Genomic DNA, 20,771 nt, shown 5'->3' on the forward strand with positions numbered 1-20,771 from the left:
TCTCACTCACACCGGTATGGAAATGTGATGCAGAGTACGTTATAGATATCCGTCATCACCCACCCGCTCTCCCGGACAGGAAACCGACCCATGCCAACTCCCTATGACTACCTGCAACGACACGCTTGCGAACTCCTTGGCGATATCAAGCGCCTGGTACAGGCGCAGTCGCCGTCGTTAAATAAAATCGCGGTGGACCGGTGCGGCGCGGTGCTGCAAAGCATGGCGGTCGAGCGCCTGGGCGCGGACGCGCAGGTATACCGGCAGGAGACGCTGGGCGATCACCTGTCCTTTTCCGTCGGCGAGGGGCCCGGGCTGACCTGCATTCTCGGCCACTTCGATACCGTGTGGGAACTCGACGAACTGGAGATGGCTGAACGGGACGGCAAGCTTTTCGGTCCCGGCGTGCTGGATATGAAAGCGGGACTGGTCCAGGCGATCTGGGCGGTGCGCGCCTTGCAACAATGCGGGTTGCTGCACGGCCAACGGGTCGTCTTTATATGCCCGTCGGATGAGGAGCTGGGCAGCCCCAGCTCGCGTCAATGGATAGAGCGGCAGGCGGCCGGCGCCGATCGCGTGCTGGTGGCGGAACCAGCCGTCGCCCATACCCATGAGGCGAAAATCGCCCGCAAGGGCGTGGGCCGCTTTGATATCAGAATTACCGGACGCGCCGCCCATGCCGGCAATAATCCGGAGGAGGGCGTCAGCGCCATCCAGGAAATGGCGCATCAAATCCTGTATCTGCACAGCCTGAACGCGCCGCAGATGGGCACCACGGTTAACGTCGGGGCGGCGCAGGGCGGCGGCAAAATCAATGTGGTGGCCGACCAGGCTTACCTTGGCGTGGATTTGCGCGTCACGCATATGGCGGAGGCGGAACGCCTGCTGGCGGCGATTCACGGCATCTGCGCGACACTGCCGGGGATCAGCATCGAGATAACCGGCGGCATGTCCCGGCCGCCGATGGAACAAACGCCGCAAAACATGGCCTTGTTTAGCCAGGCGCAACGCGCCGCGCAACGGCTGGGCGTCGCGCTGGCGGGCAAGGCGGTGGGCGGCGGCAGCGACGGCAATTTCACCTCCGCGCTGGGCATCGCCACCCTTGACGGCCTGGGCGCCACCGGGGCCGGCATCCATGCCCGCCATGAACATATCATTATCGCCGATATCCCGCTGCGGGCCGCGCTGCTGGCCGAAATTATCCGCGGAGAAATCGACTGAGGCGCGGCCGGCATGGCGCCGGTAGCGCCTCAGGGGCTAGGGCTAGCGGCCGAGCAGCTCGACGAATTTTGCCAGCCATTGCGGGTGGGCGGGCCAGGCCGGCGCGGTGACCAGGTTATCGTCCACCCAGGCCTGATCGACGCCGATATCGGCATACTGGCCGCCCCCCAGGCGAATCTCGGGCGCGCAGGCCGGGTAGGCGCTGCAGGTGCGGCCCTTCAGCACGCCGGCCGCCGCCAGGATCTGCGGTCCGTGGCATACGGCGGCAATGGGTTTATCGGCGGCGTCAAATTCCTGCACCAAGGCGATCACCGCGGGATTGAGCCGCAGATATTCCGGCGCCCGGCCGCCCGGGATCACCAGGGCGTCATAGTCCTGCGCCCGCGCGGCGGCAAAATCGGCGTTAAGCACAAAGCGATGGCCCGGTTTCTCGCTATAGGTCTGCGCGCCGTCAAAATCATGGATCGCGGTCAGCACGTATTCGTCCTTGCCTTTATCGGGGCAGACGGCGTCCACGCGATGGCCCAGCATCTGCAATGCCTGGAACGGCACCATGGCTTCATAATCTTCGACGTAATCGCCGACCAGCAGCAAAATCTTTTTTGTGGTCATGATGAAAACTCCCTGGAGAGGTGGAGGAGAAAGGCACAAGATTCAGCCCATGTCAGCGCAGGGCCAGCCGGGCATTCACTGCCCTGATGACGCTATTTTAGCTTAAAAAGCGCCTGAATAATGGCATTTGGCTAACAAAACAGCCCCGGGACGGCCTGCGCCGCTGCGCCGGTGGGGGCTTATCGTAATGCGCGCGCTAAGAGAGGTTTCGTCATAACCGGCGCCGCGATAGGGATATTTTGCCGCCTGCCCAAGAAGTGTGACTGCGTTCAAAACACCGTGTTGAACCATCTAGTATGGTAGTGCGCATTGTTTATCATCAGCAGGTGTGAAATGGCATTTATCGACCGGGATTTTTTGTTAAAGAGCGATTGCGCGCGCGAGCTTTATCATCAGGTCGCCGCGCTTGCGCCTATTATCGACTACCACTGCCATCTTGATCCCCGGGTTATCGCCGAGGATCGTCCTTTTGCCAACCTGACCGAACTCTGGCTGGCCGGGGATCATTATAAATGGCGCGCCATGCGCGCCAACGGCATACCCGAGGAATTCATTACCGGCAACGCCTGTGCGATGGAAAAATTCCAGGCCTGGGCGCAGACCGTCGAGGCTTGTGTCGGCAATCCGCTCTACCACTGGACCCATCTGGAGCTTAAATTCTATTTCGGTATCACCGAGCCCCTGAACGGTCAAAACTGGCGGGGCGTTTGGGATCGGGTCAATCCGCTATTGCAACAGCCATCGTTTTCACCGCGCGGATTGATACGTCAATCCAATGTCGAGGTCATTTGTACCACCGATGCCCCGACCGATTCCCTGGAATACCATCAGGCGTTGCGCGATGACGCGGATTTTGCCACCCGGGTGCTGCCGACGTTCAGGCCCGACGAGGCGCTGGAGGCCGACGGCGACGTCTTCCGGCGCTTTATCGCCCGTCTTGAGCAACTCAACGGCGCCGCCATTCACCGTTTTGACGACTACCTGGCGGCGCTGGATGCCCGCGTCGGCTATTTCCACCAGCATGGCAGCAGGCTTTCCGATCACGGCCTGACGCGTATTGCCTATTTACCGTCCACGCCAATGGAACAGGAAGCGCTGTTCCAGCGGAAAAGGGCGGGCGACGCGCTCGCGGGCGACGACCAGGTCCGTTACCAATCCGCGGTGCTGCTGGCGCTGGCCGGCTTTTACGCCAAACGCGGCTGGACCATGCAGATCCATTTTGGCGCGCTGCGTAACGCCAATACCCGGATGTTTCAGCAGCTCGGCGCGAATGTCGGTTACGATTCCATTTGCGATCAGTCCGACATCGCGCCGCATCTTAACCGGCTGTTCGACGCCATGGCGCTACGGGACGCCCTGCCGAAAATCATCGTTTATAACCTGGATCCGTCGCTCAATGACGTGGTGGCCTCCACGCTGGCCAATTTCCAAACCGGGGGCGGGGTTAAATCGAACATGCAGTTCGGCGCCGGCTGGTGGTTTAACGATACCCGGCGCGGCATGATCCGCCAACTGACCACGCTGGCCGACCACGGACTGTTAATGAATTTTGTCGGTATGCTTACCGACTCGCGCAGCTTTATTTCCTACACCCGGCATGATTATTTTCGCCGCATTTTATGTGATCTGATTGGCGAGTGGGTCACGGCGGGACATATTCCCGCCGACCAGGCCTTGCTGGAAAAACTTATCGGTAATATTTGTTATCAGAATGCCAAGGTTTATTTTGATTTTTAGCGATCGCTGTTATTGCATGAGTCAGATTTAATATTTGAGACATAATATTATTTTTGACTTTATCGTCATTTTTTAAATGCAGCGAATAATTATCTATTGTCTCGCCGCATAAAATTTAAAATAGAGGCTTAACGTTATGTCGAGGAAAGTCACAATACCTATCGGTATCGGCTATGGCCTTACCGATATCATGGGCGGGGGGGCGTTTACCGTTATCGGCGCCTGGCTATTGTTCTACTATACGACCTTTGTCGGCCTGTCGCCGATACAGGCGGCGTCGATTGTGGGTATCGCGCGTATTGTCGATGCTATCGTCAGCCTGTTTATGGGAAGTTTTACCGACCATTTTTACAAAAACTATTTTGGTAAAAAATTTGGCCGCCGGCGCTTCTTTTTATTAATCGGTTCGCCGCTCATGCTGGTCTATGCCTTATTGTGGCTTAACGGCATGAATTATTGGTTTTATCTGTCGGTATATTTATTATTTGAAATCATTGCCGCGATGGTGCTGATCCCCTGGGAAACCCTGCCGTCGGAAATGACCAAGGACTTTAACCAGCGGACCAAATTATCGACCTGCCGCATTTTCCTCTCGGCGATGGGCACGTTCCTGGCAACCTTCATTCCGGGATTGCTGATTGGCCATTTCGGGGAAAACAACCCTACGGCCTATTTGGTTAACGGCCTGTTTTTTGCCGTGCTGTTCGCGGTATGCATCATGGTCTCGTATAGCGTGACCTGGGAGCGGGCGTTGACGCCGGCCATGCTGGCGGATCTGGATCGCGCCAAATCCACCGATAAACACAGCGTTGGCGAGCAATTAAAGCGCTTTGGCCGGCTATGGATAGAGTATGGCTCGACGCTGAAAATACGCGCTTTTCGTAAACATATCGCCATTTACCTGCTGTCTTTTACCGCCAAGGATATCTTTAATACCGTCTTTGTCTTTTTCTGCGTGTATTGCCTGAGCGTCTCCGCGTCATTTGCCGCGGGCCTGCTTTCCCTCAGTATTATCGGCCTGCCGGTGACGTTATTGGCGGGCATGGCGATTATTAAATACGGTCCCTCCCGCCTGTATATTTGCGGCTATACCATTATGCTGGTTTGCCTGGGGGCGCTGCTTGCGGTGTACCTGAATAATCCGCCGGCCAAGGTCCTGATGCTTTACGCTATCGCCATCACCTACCAGATAGGACGCTGCCTGTTGGAATTTACCCCCTGGAACGTCTTTCCGTTTATTCCCGATATCGACGAGATGGTGACCAAAAAACGCCGCGAAGGGCTGTTTGCCGCGGTGATGACCTTTTCCCGCAAGACAAGTGTTGCCATCGCCACCTTTTTTGTCGGCGTGATTTTGCAGGAAGGGGGGTTTATTACCGGCAGCGCCGTGCAGTCCCCGCAGGCGGTAACGACCATCGCCATGCTGCTGTTTATCGGTACCGGCGGCCTGCTGGTGCTGGCGCTGTGCGTCGCGCTGACGTTCAGACTGAATAAACGCACCCATACCATTCTGGTGCAGGACATCGAGCGGCTTAAGAACAACGGCGATAAACGCCAGGTCGACCCGCGCACCCGGGCTGTCGTCGAAGACCTGACCGGCTATAGTTATGATAGGGTCTGGCCTGATACCGTGCCGGAAGTGGCGCCGGCGGCCGCGCCGGAGACGGCGTAAAGGTATTGCGCCGCGGCGGCCGGGCTGATTCCCGGCGCCGCGCGCCGCTGTTTCTCATCCCGCCATCCCCGCGGCCGGTAGCGCCGGCCGCGTTCCGTACGCCCATGACGCGCTATTCAGTCATCCTCAAACCATTCGCCGTTGCGCTCGCTAATAGGCGTAATGGAGAAAATCATTTCCTGCAAATGGAGGCGCATCGCCTGTTCGGCGGCGTCGGCGTCTTTGGCTTTAATGGCGCGGAGAATATGATGATGCTGTTCGATAAGCCGGTCCGGCGGCGAGACTTCGCTTAAGGTCAGAAAACGCACCCGGTCCATCGCCGCCTTGATATTTTCCACCGTTTCCCAGGCCAGGGCGCAATCAATGCTGCCGGCGATAAGCCGGTGAAAATCATCATCAAGCCGCAGGAACTCAAAGCTATCGTTTTTTTGCGCCGAGCGCGATTGCAGCTCCAGATTATATTCCAGCCGCTCAAGATACTCCGGGCGGGCCTGCCTGGCGGCGCGGCGTACCACGGCGCTTTCCAGCGATTCACGGATAAAACGCCCGTCCTCAACCAGCCTGGCGGAGATTTTACGCACAAAGGTGCCGCGCTGGGGCAATACCTGGACCAGCCCGGTTTCCGCCAGTTTAATAAAAGCTTCGCGCACGGGTTGGCGCGAGACATTAAACCGCGCGGAGATTTCTTTTTCGGAAAGCAGCGAACCCGGCGGGATTATGCAGGTGACAATCTCCTGGCGCAGGAAACGGTAAATCTGCTGATTTACCGGCTGACCGGCATGGAGGATATGGGTGAGCGACATAGGATATTGACCGTTTTATCAAATAGCTTAGCTGAATATATTACAATTGCCGGTAAGTCTAAAGGGATGATGCACCCGCTATTGCCGTTATGTCGGCTGGCGCCGGCTTATAGTAATACGATAAGCTATATGCGGTAATAACGGCGGGCAAACAGTAGGGGGGATCGTGGGATGCAAAAACGGCTCGACCTGGGTATCGGCGGTCAATCTCTATCACCAGGCTACGCCGGGGCCTGCCGCGCCTTGCGGCGTGCGCCGTCTATCGCGCCCGGGCGGTATCCCGGCCAGGCGGGCTGACGATGGCGCCGTTATCCCGCCGCCGGCTCTTGCGCCTCGGCGCCGGATGGGCGGCCTGGAGCACCCTGGGCGCAAGGGTTTCATTCGGCGCGCCGCCGGTATCCCCGCGGCCGCCTTCGCCAGGAGCATCGCCTATGCCGACCCGTCCTATCCCTTCCTCGCGCGAAGCGCTGCCGGTTATCGGCCTTGGCACCTATCGCGGCTTTGATGTCGCGCCCGGCGACAGTCAGTATGCGCGGCTTCCCGCGGTGCTGGATGCGTTGTTTGCCGCCGGCGGCACGGTTATCGACAGTTCGCCCATGTACGGCCGGGCGGAGCGCACCACCGGCGAACTGCTGGGGGCGCGGCGGCTGCGGCCCCGGGCCTTTCTCGCCACCAAGGTATGGACCTCCGGACGCGAGGCCGGCATCCGGCAAATGGAGGCGTCGTTCCGTTTACTGCAAACCGATCGCATCGATCTGATGCAAATCCATAATCTGCTGGACTGGCAAACGCACCTGCCCACCCTGCGCGCGATGAAAGCGGCGGGACGCATCCGCTATATCGGCGTCACGCACTATACCCCTGCGGCGTACGATGCGCTGGAGAGCCTCATCAACGCCACGCCGCTGGATTTTCTGCAGATTAACTATGCCCTGGACGATCGCGCGGCCGAACAACGGCTGCTCCCCCTGGCGCGTGACAAAGGGGTGGCCGTTATCTGCAACACGCCGTTTGGCGGCGGGGGGCTGCTCAGGCGCCTGGGGGCGACGCCGCTGCCCGGCTGGGCCGCAGACGCCGGCGCCGCGTCCTGGGCGCAGCTGGCGCTGAAGTTCGTGCTCGCCAATTCCGCCGTCACCTGCGCCATACCGGGCACGGGCAATCCCAGGTACATGGCGGAAAACGCGGCGGCGGCGACCGGACCGGCGCTGACGCCGCGGCAGCGGCGCGAACTGATCGCCCTGGTCTGATGGCGGCGGGCAAACCGGCGTGACGTCCACCCGCGGCAGTCCAGCCGCGCGCCGCAGCCCCCTTGCCGCGAAAATCGCGGCGAACTCCCGCGCGCGCGGTTGATCCTCACTCAGCCAGGCTGTGGCCGGCAATCGGCGCCGGCCGCCTTCAGCACGCTGGCGATATTATGCCGGTGTACCGCCTCATAGGGTTCGAACCAGGCCACCGCGCCGGTCGCCAGCGAGGCGGCGGCAAACTCCACCAGCGGCAAAGCGGCTAATTCCGGGTGTGCCGGCAGCCGGAGTAGCTGTTCCACATACCGCTGCGTGGCGGCGATCAGGTCGCGCGGGTAGCCGCCGGCGGCAATCATCTCTAAGCGGCCGTGGTTCGGCAGGATCCGCTGGAAATCCCACTGGCCGAGGCGGGCCAGCTCGCGCAGGTGTATCGCGAGCCGTCCGGGTTCGGCGACATAGGTCAGGGTGTCCTCCAGCGTGTCGCCGGCCAACAGCAGCCCCAGCGAAGGGATGCGCACCACCAGGCCGTCCGCGCTGTGGATATCGTACTGGCGCAGCTCCAGGGAGAGGGCGCCGACGGTCAGGTCCAGGCTATCGGTAAAGGTGGTGGTGGGCAGGACCAGCGGCGTAATGGGCGGGGCGCCGTTTTCCAGCTCTTCGCGGTGTTCGATCAGCAATTGCCGGGTCAGGTCGCAGGCGATGATTTCGCAATCGGCGAACGCCGCGTTGCCCGCGACATGATCGGTATGCCAATGGCTCATGATCACCCTGATGGCGGTGACGCCCTCTTCTTCCAGGATGGCGCGGATCGCCGCGGCGTGATCGAGCGTCATGTGGGTATCGTACACCACCGCCTCGTGGCCCGCGATGATGGCGTAGGTGGCGGTGCCGAGAGAGAAGGCGCCGTCATCGAGCCAGTTATCTTGCGCGCCGTAAAGTCTCTTATGGGGGATGCGCCCGTCGTAAAAAGCCATGATCCCGGGCCAGGGGCGGCAGACGCGCAGGGTGGCGGCTTGGGAAACGCTATGCTGATGATCTGACATGCAACACCTGCCTTGATTGAGAATGCCGCGCCGGCGGCCGGTCAAAAGCCCTACGCGCGGCATGCGGCGCGAGAGTGCCCGCTTTGACTATACCCTATGCGCCTTTTTTTAGGCATACACTTGCATAATGATAGTCACTGGCGGTATGCTACTTTCAACTTGATAGTTACCAGCCGGAGCGCCCGCCCATGACCAAGACCGATTTCAGCGCCATGCCCTGTCCCATCGCCCGCAGCCTGGGACGGGTAGGGGAATGGTGGAGCATGCTGATCCTGCGCGACGCCTTCTACGGCCTGACGCGGTTTTATGAATTCGAGGCCAGTCTGAAGATCGCCCCCAATATGCTGACGCGCCGGTTAACCGAACTGGTGGAAAACGGCCTGCTGGAGCGCAGGCAGTACAGCGATAAGCCTCCCCGCCACGAATATCACCTGACTGAGGCCGGACGCGATTTCCGGCCGGTATTATGGGCGTTGCTGGCCTGGGGCAACGCCCATTTCGCCCCCGAGGGCATCGCGACACAGCTGATCAACCGGGAAACCAACGTGCCGGCGCAGCCGATACTGGTGGATGCCGTGACCGGTGAAAAAATGACCGAGGCGGCCTATCGGGTAGGCCCGGGACCGGTGGCCAGCGAGCAAATGCGCTACCGCATGGAATTTTCGCAGCTAAAAGAAACGACCGGGGATGACAACCTGCGTTTTAACCCGCCCGCTAAAAAATTTGCTTAACAGGATAGTCCGATGAATACGCCTCTCAGCGCAAGCGACGCGCCGCCGCGCGGCATGAAAAAAAGCCGCGTCCTGATGCTTATGGCCTTGACGGCCGGCGCGGCGATACTTACCGGTTACGGCTATTTTTGGTGGACCCAAAGCCGCTTTATGCAGACTACCGACGATGCGTATATCGGCGGCGACATCACCACCATCAGCGCCAAAGTGGCGGGATATGTCGCAAGCGTCGAGGTCACCGATAACCAGGCGGTGCATGCCGGCGATGTGCTGGTGCGGCTTGACGATCGGGATTACCGGGCCGAACTGGCGAAAACGGAAAGCGAAATCGCCGCGCAGCAGGCCGCGCTGGTCAATCTGGCCTCGACGCGCAGTTTAAAGGAAGCGCTGATCGAGCAGGCCAAGGCCGCCATCGCCGGTTATGACGCGCAAACGGAACGCACCCGCCATGACCTGGATCGCTACCAAAAACTGCAGATGTCCGCCGCCGTCTCCGTGCAAAGCCTGCAAAAAGCCGAGGCCGACTACCGGCAGGCGGTGGCCGATGGCCAGCAGGCCCGCGCGGCGCTCCTGGCGGCACAGCGTCAGCTGGCGGTCACCGATAGCGAAAAAGGCCAGATCAAGGCCGCGCTGGATCAGGCCGTTGCCGGGCGCGATCTCGCGCGGCTTAATGTGGAGTACAGCCAGATCCGCGCGCCGATAAACGGCGTGGTGGGCAACCGGCGGGCCAGGTTGGGCGCCTGGGCCGGCGCCGGCAGCCAGCTGTTGGTCATTATCCCGGCCACGGGCTTGTGGGTGGACGCCAATTTTAAAGAAGATCAGCTGGCGGATATGCGGCCGGGACAGCGCGCCACGGTGCGGGCCGATATCCAGCCCGGGCGGGTGTTCCACGGTACGGTCAGCAGCCTGGCGCCGGCGACCGGCGCGCAGTTCAGCGTGCTGCCGACGGAAAACGCCACCGGCAATTTCACCAAAATCGTCCAGCGCGTCCCGGTGCGCATCAATCTTGACCGCGACGACGGCACGCTGGGCCTGCTGCGCCCGGGGCTGTCGGTAACCGCCGCCATCGACAGCCGCGAAGCGGAACGCCCGTGAGCGCCGCCGCCGCGCCGGCCGCGCATTCATCGGTGGCGGCCCTGCCGGCCGGCATGACGCTGCCCACCCGTATCTTCGCCTTTGCCACCATGTGCGTCGGCATGTTCATCGCCTTGCTGGATATACAAATTGTCTCGGCGTCGTTAAAGGATATCGGCGGCGGCCTGTCGGCGGGCACCGATGAAACCGTCTGGGTCCAGACCGCCTATCTGATCGCCGAGATCATCGTCATACCGCTTTCTGGCTGGCTGGCGCATGTGATGTCGACCCGCTGGCTGTTCTGCGTTTCCGCCATTGGCTTTACCTTATCGAGCCTGCTGTGCGGCTGGGCGTGGAATATCCAGAGCATGATCCTGTTCCGGGCGATGCAGGGATTTCTCGGCGGTTCGATGATCCCGCTGGTGTTTACCACCGCCTTTATCTTTTTTGCCGGGCCGCAGCGGGTGTTCGCCGCCGCCACCGTCGGCGGCATCGCGTCGCTGGCGCCGACGCTTGGGCCGACGGTGGGCGGCTGGATTACCGAAAACTATTCCTGGCACTGGCTCTTTTTTATCAATTTAGTGCCGGGGATTTTTGTTGCCGTCGCCGTGCCGCTTATGGTCAGGATTGACCGCGCCAACCTGGCGCTGCTGCGCGGCGCCGATTACCTTGGCATTGTGCTGCTGGCGCTCTGCCTGGGCTGCCTTGAGTACACCTTGGAGGAGGGGCCGCGCTGGGATTGGTTTAGTGATGGCGTTATCCTGGCCACCGCCTGGATTTCCGCCGTGGCGGGCGTATTGTTTCTCTGGCGCTCGCTAACCTTTGCCCGGCCGATTGTCGATCTGCGCGCGTTAAAAGAGCGCAACTTCGCCCTTGGCTGTTTTTTCTCCTTTATCACCGGCGTCGGCCTCTTCGCCACTATCTACCTGACGCCGCTGTTCCTCGGCCAGGTCCGGGGATTCAGCGCGCTGCAGATCGGTATGGCGGTATTTTCCACCGGCATCTTCCAGGTCCTGTCCATTCCGGTTTATTCCTTTTTAGCCAACCGTATCGATCTGCGCTGGCTGCTGATGTTCGGCCTTGCCTGCTTTGCTTTCTCCATGTGGAATTTTATGCCGATTACCCATGACTGGGGGGCGCGGGAACTGCTGATACCCCAGGCGTTCCGCGGCATGGCGCAGCAGTTTTCCGTCGCCCCGGTCGTCACGCTGACCCTGGGCAGCCTGGCGCCGGAACGACTGAAAATGGCCTCGGGGCTCTTCAACCTGATGCGCAACCTGGGCGGCGCCATCGGCATTGCCTGGTGCGCGACGTTGCTCAACGATCGCACCAACCTGCATTATTCCCGCCTGGCGGAATCCCTGACGGCGTCCAACGAGGCGATGAACGCCATGCTGGATACGCTGGCCGGGCAATTTACCCGGCTCGGCTACGATCCGTCCTCCGCCGCCGCCGCCGCGTTGCGCCAGCTGTGGTCGCTGGCTTACCGCGAGGCGCGCACGTTAACCTTCAGCGATACGTTTATGGCGATCATGTGGTGCTTTATCATCGCCACCGCCATGGTGCCGCTGATGAAGAAAATAACCAAGCCGGCGGCGGCGCCCCCGGCGCATTGACCGCGGCAAAGGCTGGGGGCGCGGCCACGTTATTGCGCGCTCACGTCCGTGCGCTGGATTTTGGTATAAAGATAGACGGCCAGCCCGCCCAGGATGGCTACCGCGCCGATAACGCTGAATCCCGCCAGATAGGAGCCGGTGTTGCTGTACAGTACGCCGACGACAAAACCGGCGGTGGTGCCGCCGCCGCCCGCGCCGATGCCGTTAATCACCCCGGCCGCCGGGCCTACCGCTTCGGGCTGGACGCTTGAGGTGATAATCGACCAGATATTGGTGGTGTAGCTGCTGGTGAAATAAGCGATGGCCAGGGTAATCAACGCCATTTTCGCCACCGGATTATCAATAACGGGCAACATGACCAGCAGTATGCCGGCGACGGCCAGTCCCGAGGCGGCGATCAGCCCGCGTTTCTGGGTACGATCGCTGATATAGGCCATCGGAATGGCGAACACAATCGCCAGCATATAGGGCAGGGAACTGGCAAACCCCTGCCACAGGCCGGTAAAGCCCAGCGAATGAACCAGCATCGGAATAAACAGCGTAATGCCCCAAAACAGCATGCCGTTGGCGAAATAACTGAATATCAATAACAGGAAGGGATAACCGCCGAGCGCCTGGAAAGTCAGTTTCCCGGCGGGACGCGCCTCTTCGGCCGCCGCCCCGCTGCCGCCCTCCGGTGCGTTTTTCAGGAAAAGCAAAAATAACGGCACCACGATCGCCAGGCCCAGCCCGCCGGTGATATAAAAAATCCATTCCCAGCCCAGGGCGTCGTAAATGGGCGTCAGGATCAGGAACCCCAGCGCCAGCGCCAGGAACTGGCCGTAAAACTGGATAAGATTGGTGCCGCGCGTGATTTCATCTTTGGTAAACCAGGCGCGGGCGAAACGGAATTGCTGCGGCCAGTAAATGCCTTCCGCGATGCCGAGAATAATGCGGTAGATAATCAACAGCGTGGGCGAGGTGACCCAGGCGGTCATCACCTGGGCCAGCGACCAGATCAGCACCATGCTGACGATGGTGGTTTTGGGGTTCAGTTTGTAGGTAAGGAAGCCGCCGAAAAAATTCGCCACCGCATAGCCGATAAGAAAGCCGGTTAATGCCAGGCTTTTGGTCGCCGCGCCGGAAAAACCCAGGTCGCGTTCCATGCCGGGCAGCGCAATGGAGAGGTTTGAACGATCGAGATAAGCGACAAATAGCCCAATCATCAATGTGCCGCCGATCCGGTACCATTTTGCATGACTCATATCCTGTCCCATTCTGTGTTTATTTTAATGATTCCATCGTAGGGTGACGTGGCCTGGCGAACGTGCCGGCCGTGTTATTGCGCGTAGCGCCGGATAAGGCCCCGGTCGATTTCAATGCCCAGTCCCGGTTTATCCGGCACCGGCATCGACGGCCCGATGACTAAGTCGGAAAGCTGTTCGCGAAAGACGTTGGGCGCCCGATCCAGCTCCAGCAGCGGCCCCGCCTTTACCATCGATGGCACCGCCACCGGAATGGCGGAGATTAAATGCAGCGTGGCGGCCAAGGAGATGGCGGAACCCCATAGATGGGGATAACAATCAACGCCGAAGGCGGTGGCCATCACGGCGATATGCCACGCTTCGCCCAGGCCGCCGCAGGCGGCGACATCCGGCTGGGCGATGTCCACGCAGCGTTGTTCCAGGAACGGCCGGAAACCAAAACGGGTAAATTCCGATTCGCCGCCGGCGATGCGCATATGCAACGCGCTTCTCACCTCGCGATAGCCGGTGAAATCATCCGGCAGCACCGGCTCCTCAAACCAGGAGATGTCCTGTTCCTCAATCATCCTGCCCAACTGGATGGCCTCGCGCGCGGTATAGGCGCGATTGGCATCCACCGCCAGGCCGGCATCGGGGCCGATCAACTGCCGCACCCGCGCCACCCGTTGCGCATCCTGGCGAAGCCCCAGGCCGCCCACTTTCATTTTAAAGGCCCGGTATCCCTGGTTCAGCGCCTCGTCGGCGTCTTTCTCCAGCGTATAGCGCGCGTCGCTGGAATAATAAAAAGACGACGCATAGGCGGTGACCGGCACCGCGGCGGCGGCGCCCAGCAATGCCGCGATAGGCTGCCCCATGATTTTGCCGGCGATATCCCATAGGGCGATATCGATACCGGACAGCGCGGAAACCGCGATGCCTTTGCGGCCGAATTCTCGGGTGCGGTTGTAGAGGGTTTCCCACAACGGCGCGCGCTGCAGCGGATCCTGCCCGATCAGCAGCGGGGCGAATAATTCATTGATCAGCGCGGCGTTGGCCCTGGCCGGGCCAAAACACTCGCCCCAGCCGATCACGCCCTCGTCGGTGATGATTTCCAACAGGCAGCTGGCCCGGCTATCCCATAACCACTGGGACATGCCGAACTGCGTATCCAGTTTTTGTACCACCACGTAAGTCTTGATATCTTGAATGTGCATTGCTGCCTCCGGTCCAGCAGGGTAATCGATTACCCTGGCGGTAAAAATTAAGTCAGGGTTGAGTCTCGAGGGATCAGTTTCACCGGTAATTCAATGGCGTCCGGTCCATTTTGCGGTTCTTTTTTAATCAAATGGGCGATCAGTCTTTTCGCCGCGGCGGCGCCGACCTCGTAGGTCGGTTGCGCGACCACCGTCAGGCTGGGATAACTGACCGAGGCCCATTCGGTATCGTCAAAACCGATAAACAGGAAATCGGCGGGAATGGCATATCCCAGGACCTTGGCGGCCTTGAGCACCGCCAGCGCCAGCATGCCGTTGGTGGCGATAATGCCCAGCCGTTGCCGCGGGTCGCGCCGCGCCATGATATGTTGCAGGGCGTCGGCGACCGGCTCGACCTGGACACGGCCGATAATCTGGATAGCGCTGATGATGCCGTCGGCCCCGGCGCGGGCGGCGTGCGTGCGGAAAGCCTCAACGCGTTCCATGCGCGGGCTGATCCCGGTGGTGGGCGGGCTGAGCAATGCCAGGGAACGGCAGCCCTGCGCCCGCAAATGGTCCACCGCCAGGGCCATGCCCTGCGCGTTATTCACGGTAATGGCCTGCACCGCCCCCTGGCTGATTTTACGTCCAACCAGCACCACGGGGGTCCGCTCGGCCAGGCTGGCGATAAGACCATCGTTGCCGCCGGTGGTATTTATCACAAAACCATCGACCCGTTTCGCCAGCATCATCTCGATAAATTCTTTCTCCTTTACCGGCAGTTCCCTGGAATTGCAGACGAATATGGTATAGCCGAACGCCGCGCAGGCTTCCTCGATCCCTTGCAGGATGGCGATGGAATAGGGATTGAGGATATCGGACACGATCACCGCGATGGTGTTGCTTTTGGTGCTGCGAAGCGTGCGCGCCACATCGTTCGGTTTATAGCCCATAGCGTCAATCACGCTTTCAATGCGCAATCGGGTGTCCGCGCTCATCGCATGAAACTTGCCGTTCATATAACGTGATACCGTGGCGGTGGAGACGCCCGCCGCCTGGGCGACATCACGGATAGCTATGGGTTTTTGCATGTTTATTCGCATTAGGTAATCGATTACCTAATGTTAGATTCTCACTGCGAAACCATACTGTGATCCAAGGCGCAAAAATGATTTTCAGTCGGGAAAGGAATGAGCAGGCACCGGCGAGGCGGGCGTGGCAGCTACGCCCGGCAAGAGGCTGGGAACGGCCCGAAGGCCGGTGTTAAGAAATTAGGGTAGTCAGCTGGGAAGTCTTCGGTTGGGAAACATGTAGCGCCGCCGCATGGTTTGCCGCCTCCACAGCGTCTCTTAGCGACGCGCCGCGGTTAAATGCATGACAGAAGTTGCCCAAAAAACAGTCGCCAGCGCCATGGGTGCTCACCAGTGTGACTTTTTCCGCCGGCAGGTAGTCGTAGGCATCATCGGTGGCGGAAAACGCTACCCCATGTTCACCCGCGGTGACCAATACCACGGAAAACCGTTGTTTTAAGGCTACTACCGCGGCGCCCGCGGAGTCGGCATCGTTTACGGCCACGCCCGACATATCGCGCGCCTCGATGGCATTGACCACCAACATGTCGATGTACCGCTGGAAATCGGCGGACAACGTTTTTGCCGGCGCGGCATTTAAACAGACGGTAATATTGCGCCTGCGGGCTTCCCGCGCGGCGGATAAATTCACGCTTTCCGGCACTTCATTTTGCAATACCAGCAGGCCGACGCCTGACCAGACATCATCATGGCTAAGTCTGGCGATATCAATGGCATTATTAGCGCCGGATATCACAATGGCCCCATAATCACCGTCGGCATCCGTGATGGCCAAACTCATTCCCGAGGCAAGCGTGGCGACGGTTTCAACCGGGGTGGTATCTATTCCGTACGCTTGCAGCGTCGAGAGAAGAAAGCGGCCTTTATCGTCCGCGCCCACGGCACCGAGGAACACAACGTTAGCCCCCGCTTTGGCCGCCGCTACGGCCTGGTTGCCTCCCTTGCCGCCGAACTTAAATGAGGCGGAGTCGCCGATCACCGTTTCGCCTTTTTCGGGAAGGTGAGGGGCATCGACCATCATGTCGTAATGCAGGCTGCCGACCACTAAAATTTTATTTACACGCATCAATCTACCCTCATGCTGCGCACCGCCATTTGAGTTTTATTCAGATTAGCCTGTGCAATCTTGAGATTTTTCTTCGCTATGGCGACGAATAACGCGTCCAGTATATTGAGCTGCGCTATTCGCGATGCCGCATTTTCACCCAACAAGGGTGAGCCCTGCGACGTTGAATGCAGTTCCACATCGGCGTACTTCACTATGGGCGAGTTAACATAGTTTGAGATAGCGATAACTTTCGCGCCATTTTTAGCGGCGAGCTTTATGGGTTCAATCACCGCTTTGGTGGTGCCGGAGTGGCTTATCGCGATCACCGCATCATCATCATTCAATACCGATGCCGACATCATCATCATGTGGGAATCATCATGCACCATGCCCCGTATGCCGATTTTTAACAGTTTGTGCGACATATCCCGAGCTACCTGCGCCGATCCCCCCACGCCGTATAAATCAATATTTCTCGCGCGGTATATTATTTCCGCTGCTCGCTCAAATGCTGCAATATCAATAATGGCCATGGTTTCCTCAATCGCTTGTATCGAGGTTTTGAAAACCTTTTCCAATAATTGCGCGGATGAGTCGTCCGGCGATATTTCTTTATGAAGATTAGCCACGTCGGAATGATTATAATGTATTAAACTGGTCCTGAAATCCCGGAAACCGGTAAAATCCAGTTTTTTGGCTAATTTAACAATCATGGCTTCTGAAACGCTATTTTCTGTGGCAATTTCCTTGAGTGACGTGCTTTCAGAAAGGCTTTCTTTAGAGGTAATTGACTCCACTACCTTTATTTCCAGCGGCGTTAATTGTGGTAATCGCATACGAATTTGCGCGCCAATGGCTCTTGGATCATATTTCATCGCTACTTACCTCTGGTGGCCCTGTCAATCAGCATGGCGATTATAATGATTAGGCCGGTGGCAAGCAATTGATAGAAGGCCTGGATGTTCATCAACGTCAGGCCATTTCGCAAGGCGCCAAGGATTATGGTACCGATAATGGTGCCGATGATACTGCCCTTGCCGCCCATCAGGGAGGCGCCGCCAATGGCCGCGGCGGCGATGGCATCCAGCTCCCACAGGTTGCCCAGGGTGGGTTCGGCCGCGCCCAGCCGGCCAATTAAAATCAGGGAAGAAATAGCAGCAAGCAGCCCGGAAATAATAAAGACAATGACTTTGGTTTTTTCCACCGGCACCCCGGCTACCCTGGCCGCTTCCTGGTTGCCGCCCACGGCGAGAATATATTCGCCCAACGGCGTTTTGTTCATAATAACCCATAATATTATCGCTATAATTGCTACGATCACTATCGGGCAGGGGATGCCGAAGAAATAGCCGTTGATAAAGCTCCTGAATTCTTGCGGAATACCAAAGATGGGATTGCCGCCGGTATAGATTAATGCCACGGCGCGAAACAGCGACAGACCGCCCAGCGTGACGATAAACGGCTGCAGCCCGGCGTAGGCCACCAGCACGCCGCTGAAGGTGCCGCATAACACGCCGACCGCCAGCGCGCCGATGATGGAGAGTGAAATAGGCACGCCGGCCACCATCAGAGACGCCGCGACCACGGCGGAAAGCGCGGCCACGGGACCGACCGACAGGTCGATGCTGCCGGAGATTATGACCAGCGTCATGCCGAGGGCAATGGCGGCGTTGAGGGAAGACTGCTGGAGGATATTCAGCAGGTTGGGTACGGTAAGGAATACGGGCGACAACACCGAAAATACGCCTACGATGATGATAAGGCCTATTAATGTTCCCGCGTCACGCAAATTAAATTTAAGCAGGGAAGAGTAGTATTTACTCCGCAAAGTACTCTCTTGGGCATTCATGGTTTAACCTCATGATATTAATCTGTGAAAAAGTAGAATAAAAATCAATTTACAGTGCTGCTGAGAGCGTATTGAGCAATTTTTTCTTCGCTGATATCGCCGCCGGTCAATTGGGCGGCAACTTTGCCGTCCTTTATCACCAGCACGCGATCTGAAATTCGCATTATTTCCGGCATTTCCGATGACACCACAATTATGGCTTTACCGTCATGCGCCAGTTTTTCAATAAGGTTATAGATTTCTGATTTGGCGCCGACGTCAATACCCCGGGTCGGCTCATCGAATAAAAAGACTTCATTTTTGGCTGCGACCCATCTGCCGATAATGACTTTCTGCTGGTTGCCGCCGCTTAATGTGCCGATGTGTCGCTGAATATCCAAGGGTCTGAGCCTTAAACTGGACATCACCTCAACGGCCACGCTTTTAAGTTTTTTACTGTTAACCAGCCCCTGGCGGGTAAACTGCTTCATGGAAGGCAGCGCCATATTGACCGCTACGGACCTTTCCTTGATTATTCCCTCTTTTTTCCGGTCTTCCGGCACCAGTCCGATGCCGGCCTGGATAGCAGACCTGACGTTGTGGGATGTGATTTCCCGGCCATTGATAAAAATCCGGCCGCTGGTTTTTTTGTCCAGGCCGGCGATAAGGCGCAGCAGTTCCGTGCGTCCTGAGCCGACCAGACCGGCAATGCCCAGCACCTCGCCCGCATATACCGAAAAACTGGCGGGCTTGACGGCATTGTTCCGGCCCAGGTTTTCCACCTTTAATATTTCCCGATCGGTGGCGAAGGTATTGTGTTTTATCTTATCAATCTTACGGCCGACCATGCGGGTGACCAGGGTCTCTTCGGTTTCCTCAGCAAGATTAACCACGCCGACCTGTTTGCCGTCGCGCAAAATAGTGGCCCGATCGCAGACCTTGAAAATTTCATCCATTTTGTGTGATACATAGATAATGGACACGCCCATCATTTTCAGGTCATGGATCAATTGCGCCAGCCGCTCGAACTCCGTCGGCGTCAGGCTGGACGTCGGTTCGTCCATGGCGATGATCCTGGCCTCCTCTAGCAAGGCCCGGCCAATTTCGACAATTTGCTGTTGCGCCACTTTCAGCGTCTTGATCTGCGCATCGGGGTCGATGGCGGGATCCAGTTGCCGGAGGATAAGCTTGGCTTTGGCATACTGGGCTTTTTTATCCACGAACAGGCCGTTGTGCTTCGTTAGCGGGCGTCCGAGAAACATATTTTGCGCGACGGAGAGTTCGGGAACATGCTGTAATTCCTGATGAATCATGGCGATCCCCGCGTTGCGGGCGGCGAGGGGGTTTTTAATCTTGACCGCAGCGCCTTCAAGCATAATATCGCCGGAATTGGCTTCTTTTACTCCGGACAATAGATTCAGCAGCGTGGATTTACCCGCGCCGTTCTCACCGATCAGGGCATGAACCTCGCCGGCTTTTACGGCGAAATTCACCTCATCAAGTACCGTAACGGCGCCATATATCTTGGTCATGTTACGCATTTCCAAACGATAATTGTCCATAACCTCTCCATGCGCGCATGGCTTAAGCGCTTATTGTTGCTGCAGTAGGGTTTTGAGTTGCTCTTTGGTGGCGGTGCGGAATTGATTGGCGTTGTCTTTGGTAATCAGCGCCTGGGGTGTTGACACCACACGCGGCAGGGGCTGGCCCGCAATCAATCGAACAGCCACTTCCATCCCCACCTCACCTGTGAGTTCAGGAAAACTGTCCACCGTGCCGGTCAATTCGCCACGCATAATGGAATTGTATGCATCCGAGATGCCGTCGGTGCCGAATACCGCTACCTGTTTAGACATGCCCGCGGCATGAACCGCCTCCACCACGCCCAGCGCCATGCCGTCATTGTTGGCATAGAAGCCGATCAGGTCGGGATGCTGCTGTAAAATAGTGGCGGAGGCGTTGTAGGCGGTTTCACGGCTCCAGTTTGCCGGGACGCTGGCGACCACCTGGAATTTACCGTTGGCGGTGAGTGTTTCACGCAAACCCTGGGTGCGCTGGCGTGCCGCGTAAACGCCCGGCTGCCCTTCAATTATCGCCACTTTCCCACCCTGCGGATGATGTTTGATGAACCATTCGGCAACACGTACGCCATTGTCCTTTTGCACATTGCCGACATAGTGGGCGGCGCCGGGCATAACCGCGTCGTTAACGTTTATCACCGCGACGCCGCGCGTCTTGGCGGTTTCCACCGCGGGCTCAAGATTAGCGTCGGTCTGCGGCGAAACCAGCAGACCGTTAAAACCCTGGGCTATCAGCGTCTCAGCGATGGATAACTGCCCCATCTGATCGTCCTCGTTGGCCGCGGCTTGGTAAACAAAGGTAATGCCATGCTGTTTGGCGAAATTTTCATACCCCTTTCCCAGGGTTCGCCAGTACTCGTTGGTTAAGGTTTTGGATACGCCGCCGATTTTCAATCCGGGTTTTACCGCCGGCAGCGGGCCAAATTTTTGTTCCAGCTGGGTCCAGTTTATGCGATCGGGCTCGGTGTCGGATTGCAGCGGCGGTAAATCGGCCGCGTGAAGCACCGCGGAACCGAATACGGATGCGGCAATAAGGGTAGAGAGGAGTTTATTCATAA

At 58.5% G+C, this 20,771-nt stretch carries 18 protein-coding genes; 7 read left to right on the forward strand and 11 right to left on the reverse strand.

Going from position 1 to position 20,771, the window contains the following annotated elements:
* Positions 1-90: 90 nt before the first annotated feature.
* On the forward strand, positions 91-1,221 hold the full coding sequence (locus tag ACL2XN_RS00565) for a M20 family metallopeptidase (protein WP_413729847.1): 1,131 nt from the start codon (positions 91-93) through the stop codon (positions 1,219-1,221).
* 42 nt (positions 1,222-1,263) lie between these two features.
* Here the strand turns inward: ACL2XN_RS00565 and ACL2XN_RS00570 are convergent, their stop codons facing one another.
* Positions 1,264-1,833 carry a DJ-1/PfpI family protein gene (locus ACL2XN_RS00570; protein ID WP_413729848.1) on the reverse strand — a complete coding sequence of 190 codons (570 nt, stop codon included), beginning with the start codon at positions 1,831-1,833 and terminating at the stop codon, positions 1,264-1,266.
* A gap of 333 nt (positions 1,834-2,166) precedes the next feature.
* On the opposite strand from ACL2XN_RS00570, the gene uxaC reads away from it, so the two are divergent.
* Positions 2,167-3,570 (forward strand): glucuronate isomerase, encoded by a 1,404-nt coding sequence (gene uxaC / locus ACL2XN_RS00575; protein WP_413729850.1) that lies wholly within the window; start codon positions 2,167-2,169, stop codon positions 3,568-3,570.
* A gap of 136 nt (positions 3,571-3,706) precedes the next feature.
* On the forward strand, positions 3,707-5,242 hold the full coding sequence (locus tag ACL2XN_RS00580) for an MFS transporter (protein ID WP_413729851.1): 1,536 nt from the start codon (positions 3,707-3,709) through the stop codon (positions 5,240-5,242).
* Positions 5,243-5,358: 116 nt separating this feature from the next.
* Here the strand turns inward: ACL2XN_RS00580 and ACL2XN_RS00585 are convergent, their stop codons facing one another.
* Positions 5,359-6,045, reverse strand: a complete 687-nt coding sequence (locus ACL2XN_RS00585) for a GntR family transcriptional regulator (RefSeq protein WP_410014465.1) — start codon at positions 6,043-6,045, stop codon at positions 5,359-5,361.
* Between the two features lie 431 nt (positions 6,046-6,476).
* On the opposite strand from ACL2XN_RS00585, the gene ACL2XN_RS00590 reads away from it, so the two are divergent.
* A complete protein-coding gene (locus tag ACL2XN_RS00590) occupies positions 6,477-7,292 on the forward strand; it encodes an aldo/keto reductase (RefSeq protein ID WP_413723191.1) in 816 nt (271 codons plus the stop codon).
* Between the two features lie 110 nt (positions 7,293-7,402).
* Here the strand turns inward: ACL2XN_RS00590 and ACL2XN_RS00595 are convergent, their stop codons facing one another.
* A complete protein-coding gene (locus ACL2XN_RS00595) occupies positions 7,403-8,329 on the reverse strand; it encodes an MBL fold metallo-hydrolase (RefSeq protein ID WP_413729852.1) in 927 nt (308 codons plus the stop codon).
* A 188-nt stretch (positions 8,330-8,517) separates the two neighbouring features.
* On the opposite strand from ACL2XN_RS00595, the gene ACL2XN_RS00600 reads away from it, so the two are divergent.
* The 3 genes from ACL2XN_RS00600 to ACL2XN_RS00610 are packed head-to-tail and all read left to right on the forward strand — an operon-like array spanning position 8,518 to position 11,750.
* A complete protein-coding gene (locus tag ACL2XN_RS00600) occupies positions 8,518-9,060 on the forward strand; it encodes a winged helix-turn-helix transcriptional regulator (RefSeq protein WP_413729854.1) in 543 nt (180 codons plus the stop codon).
* A gap of 12 nt (positions 9,061-9,072) precedes the next feature.
* Entirely contained in the window at positions 9,073-10,155 is a 1,083-nt protein-coding gene (locus ACL2XN_RS00605) for an HlyD family secretion protein (RefSeq protein ID WP_410014469.1), read from the forward strand.
* Positions 10,156-10,208: 53 nt separating this feature from the next.
* A complete protein-coding gene (locus ACL2XN_RS00610) occupies positions 10,209-11,750 on the forward strand; it encodes a DHA2 family efflux MFS transporter permease subunit (RefSeq protein ID WP_413731033.1) in 1,542 nt (513 codons plus the stop codon).
* 29 nt (positions 11,751-11,779) lie between these two features.
* Here the strand turns inward: ACL2XN_RS00610 and ACL2XN_RS00615 are convergent, their stop codons facing one another.
* From ACL2XN_RS00615 to ACL2XN_RS00650, 8 genes are all read right to left on the reverse strand, one after another.
* Complete coding sequence (locus ACL2XN_RS00615; protein ID WP_410014470.1) at positions 11,780-12,994, reverse strand: MFS transporter; 1,215 nt, start codon at positions 12,992-12,994, stop codon at positions 11,780-11,782.
* A 74-nt stretch (positions 12,995-13,068) separates the two neighbouring features.
* Entirely contained in the window at positions 13,069-14,187 is a 1,119-nt protein-coding gene (locus tag ACL2XN_RS00620; RefSeq protein ID WP_413729856.1) for a mandelate racemase/muconate lactonizing enzyme family protein, read from the reverse strand.
* A gap of 47 nt (positions 14,188-14,234) precedes the next feature.
* The gene (locus ACL2XN_RS00625) at positions 14,235-15,257 is read right to left on the reverse strand and encodes a LacI family DNA-binding transcriptional regulator (RefSeq protein WP_413729857.1); all 1,023 of its coding nucleotides are present in this window, start codon (positions 15,255-15,257) and stop codon (positions 14,235-14,237) included.
* A 172-nt stretch (positions 15,258-15,429) separates the two neighbouring features.
* Positions 15,430-16,323 carry a PfkB family carbohydrate kinase gene (locus ACL2XN_RS00630; protein WP_413729858.1) on the reverse strand — a complete coding sequence of 298 codons (894 nt, stop codon included), beginning with the start codon at positions 16,321-16,323 and terminating at the stop codon, positions 15,430-15,432.
* Entirely contained in the window at positions 16,323-17,180 is an 858-nt protein-coding gene (locus tag ACL2XN_RS00635) for a MurR/RpiR family transcriptional regulator (protein ID WP_410014474.1), read from the reverse strand. Before ACL2XN_RS00635 ends, ACL2XN_RS00630 begins: the two co-directional genes overlap by 1 nt.
* Before the next feature lie 2 nt (positions 17,181-17,182).
* Positions 17,183-18,154 (reverse strand): ABC transporter permease, encoded by a 972-nt coding sequence (locus ACL2XN_RS00640; RefSeq protein WP_410014475.1) that lies wholly within the window; start codon positions 18,152-18,154, stop codon positions 17,183-17,185.
* Positions 18,155-18,198: 44 nt separating this feature from the next.
* A complete protein-coding gene (locus ACL2XN_RS00645; protein ID WP_413729859.1) occupies positions 18,199-19,695 on the reverse strand; it encodes a sugar ABC transporter ATP-binding protein in 1,497 nt (498 codons plus the stop codon).
* Positions 19,696-19,725: 30 nt separating this feature from the next.
* Entirely contained in the window at positions 19,726-20,769 is a 1,044-nt protein-coding gene (locus tag ACL2XN_RS00650; protein WP_413729860.1) for a substrate-binding domain-containing protein, read from the reverse strand.
* Positions 20,770-20,771 lie beyond the last annotated feature (2 nt).

Source organism: Sodalis sp. RH22, assembly GCF_047324165.1.
Lineage (GTDB): Bacteria > Pseudomonadota > Gammaproteobacteria > Enterobacterales > Enterobacteriaceae > Acerihabitans.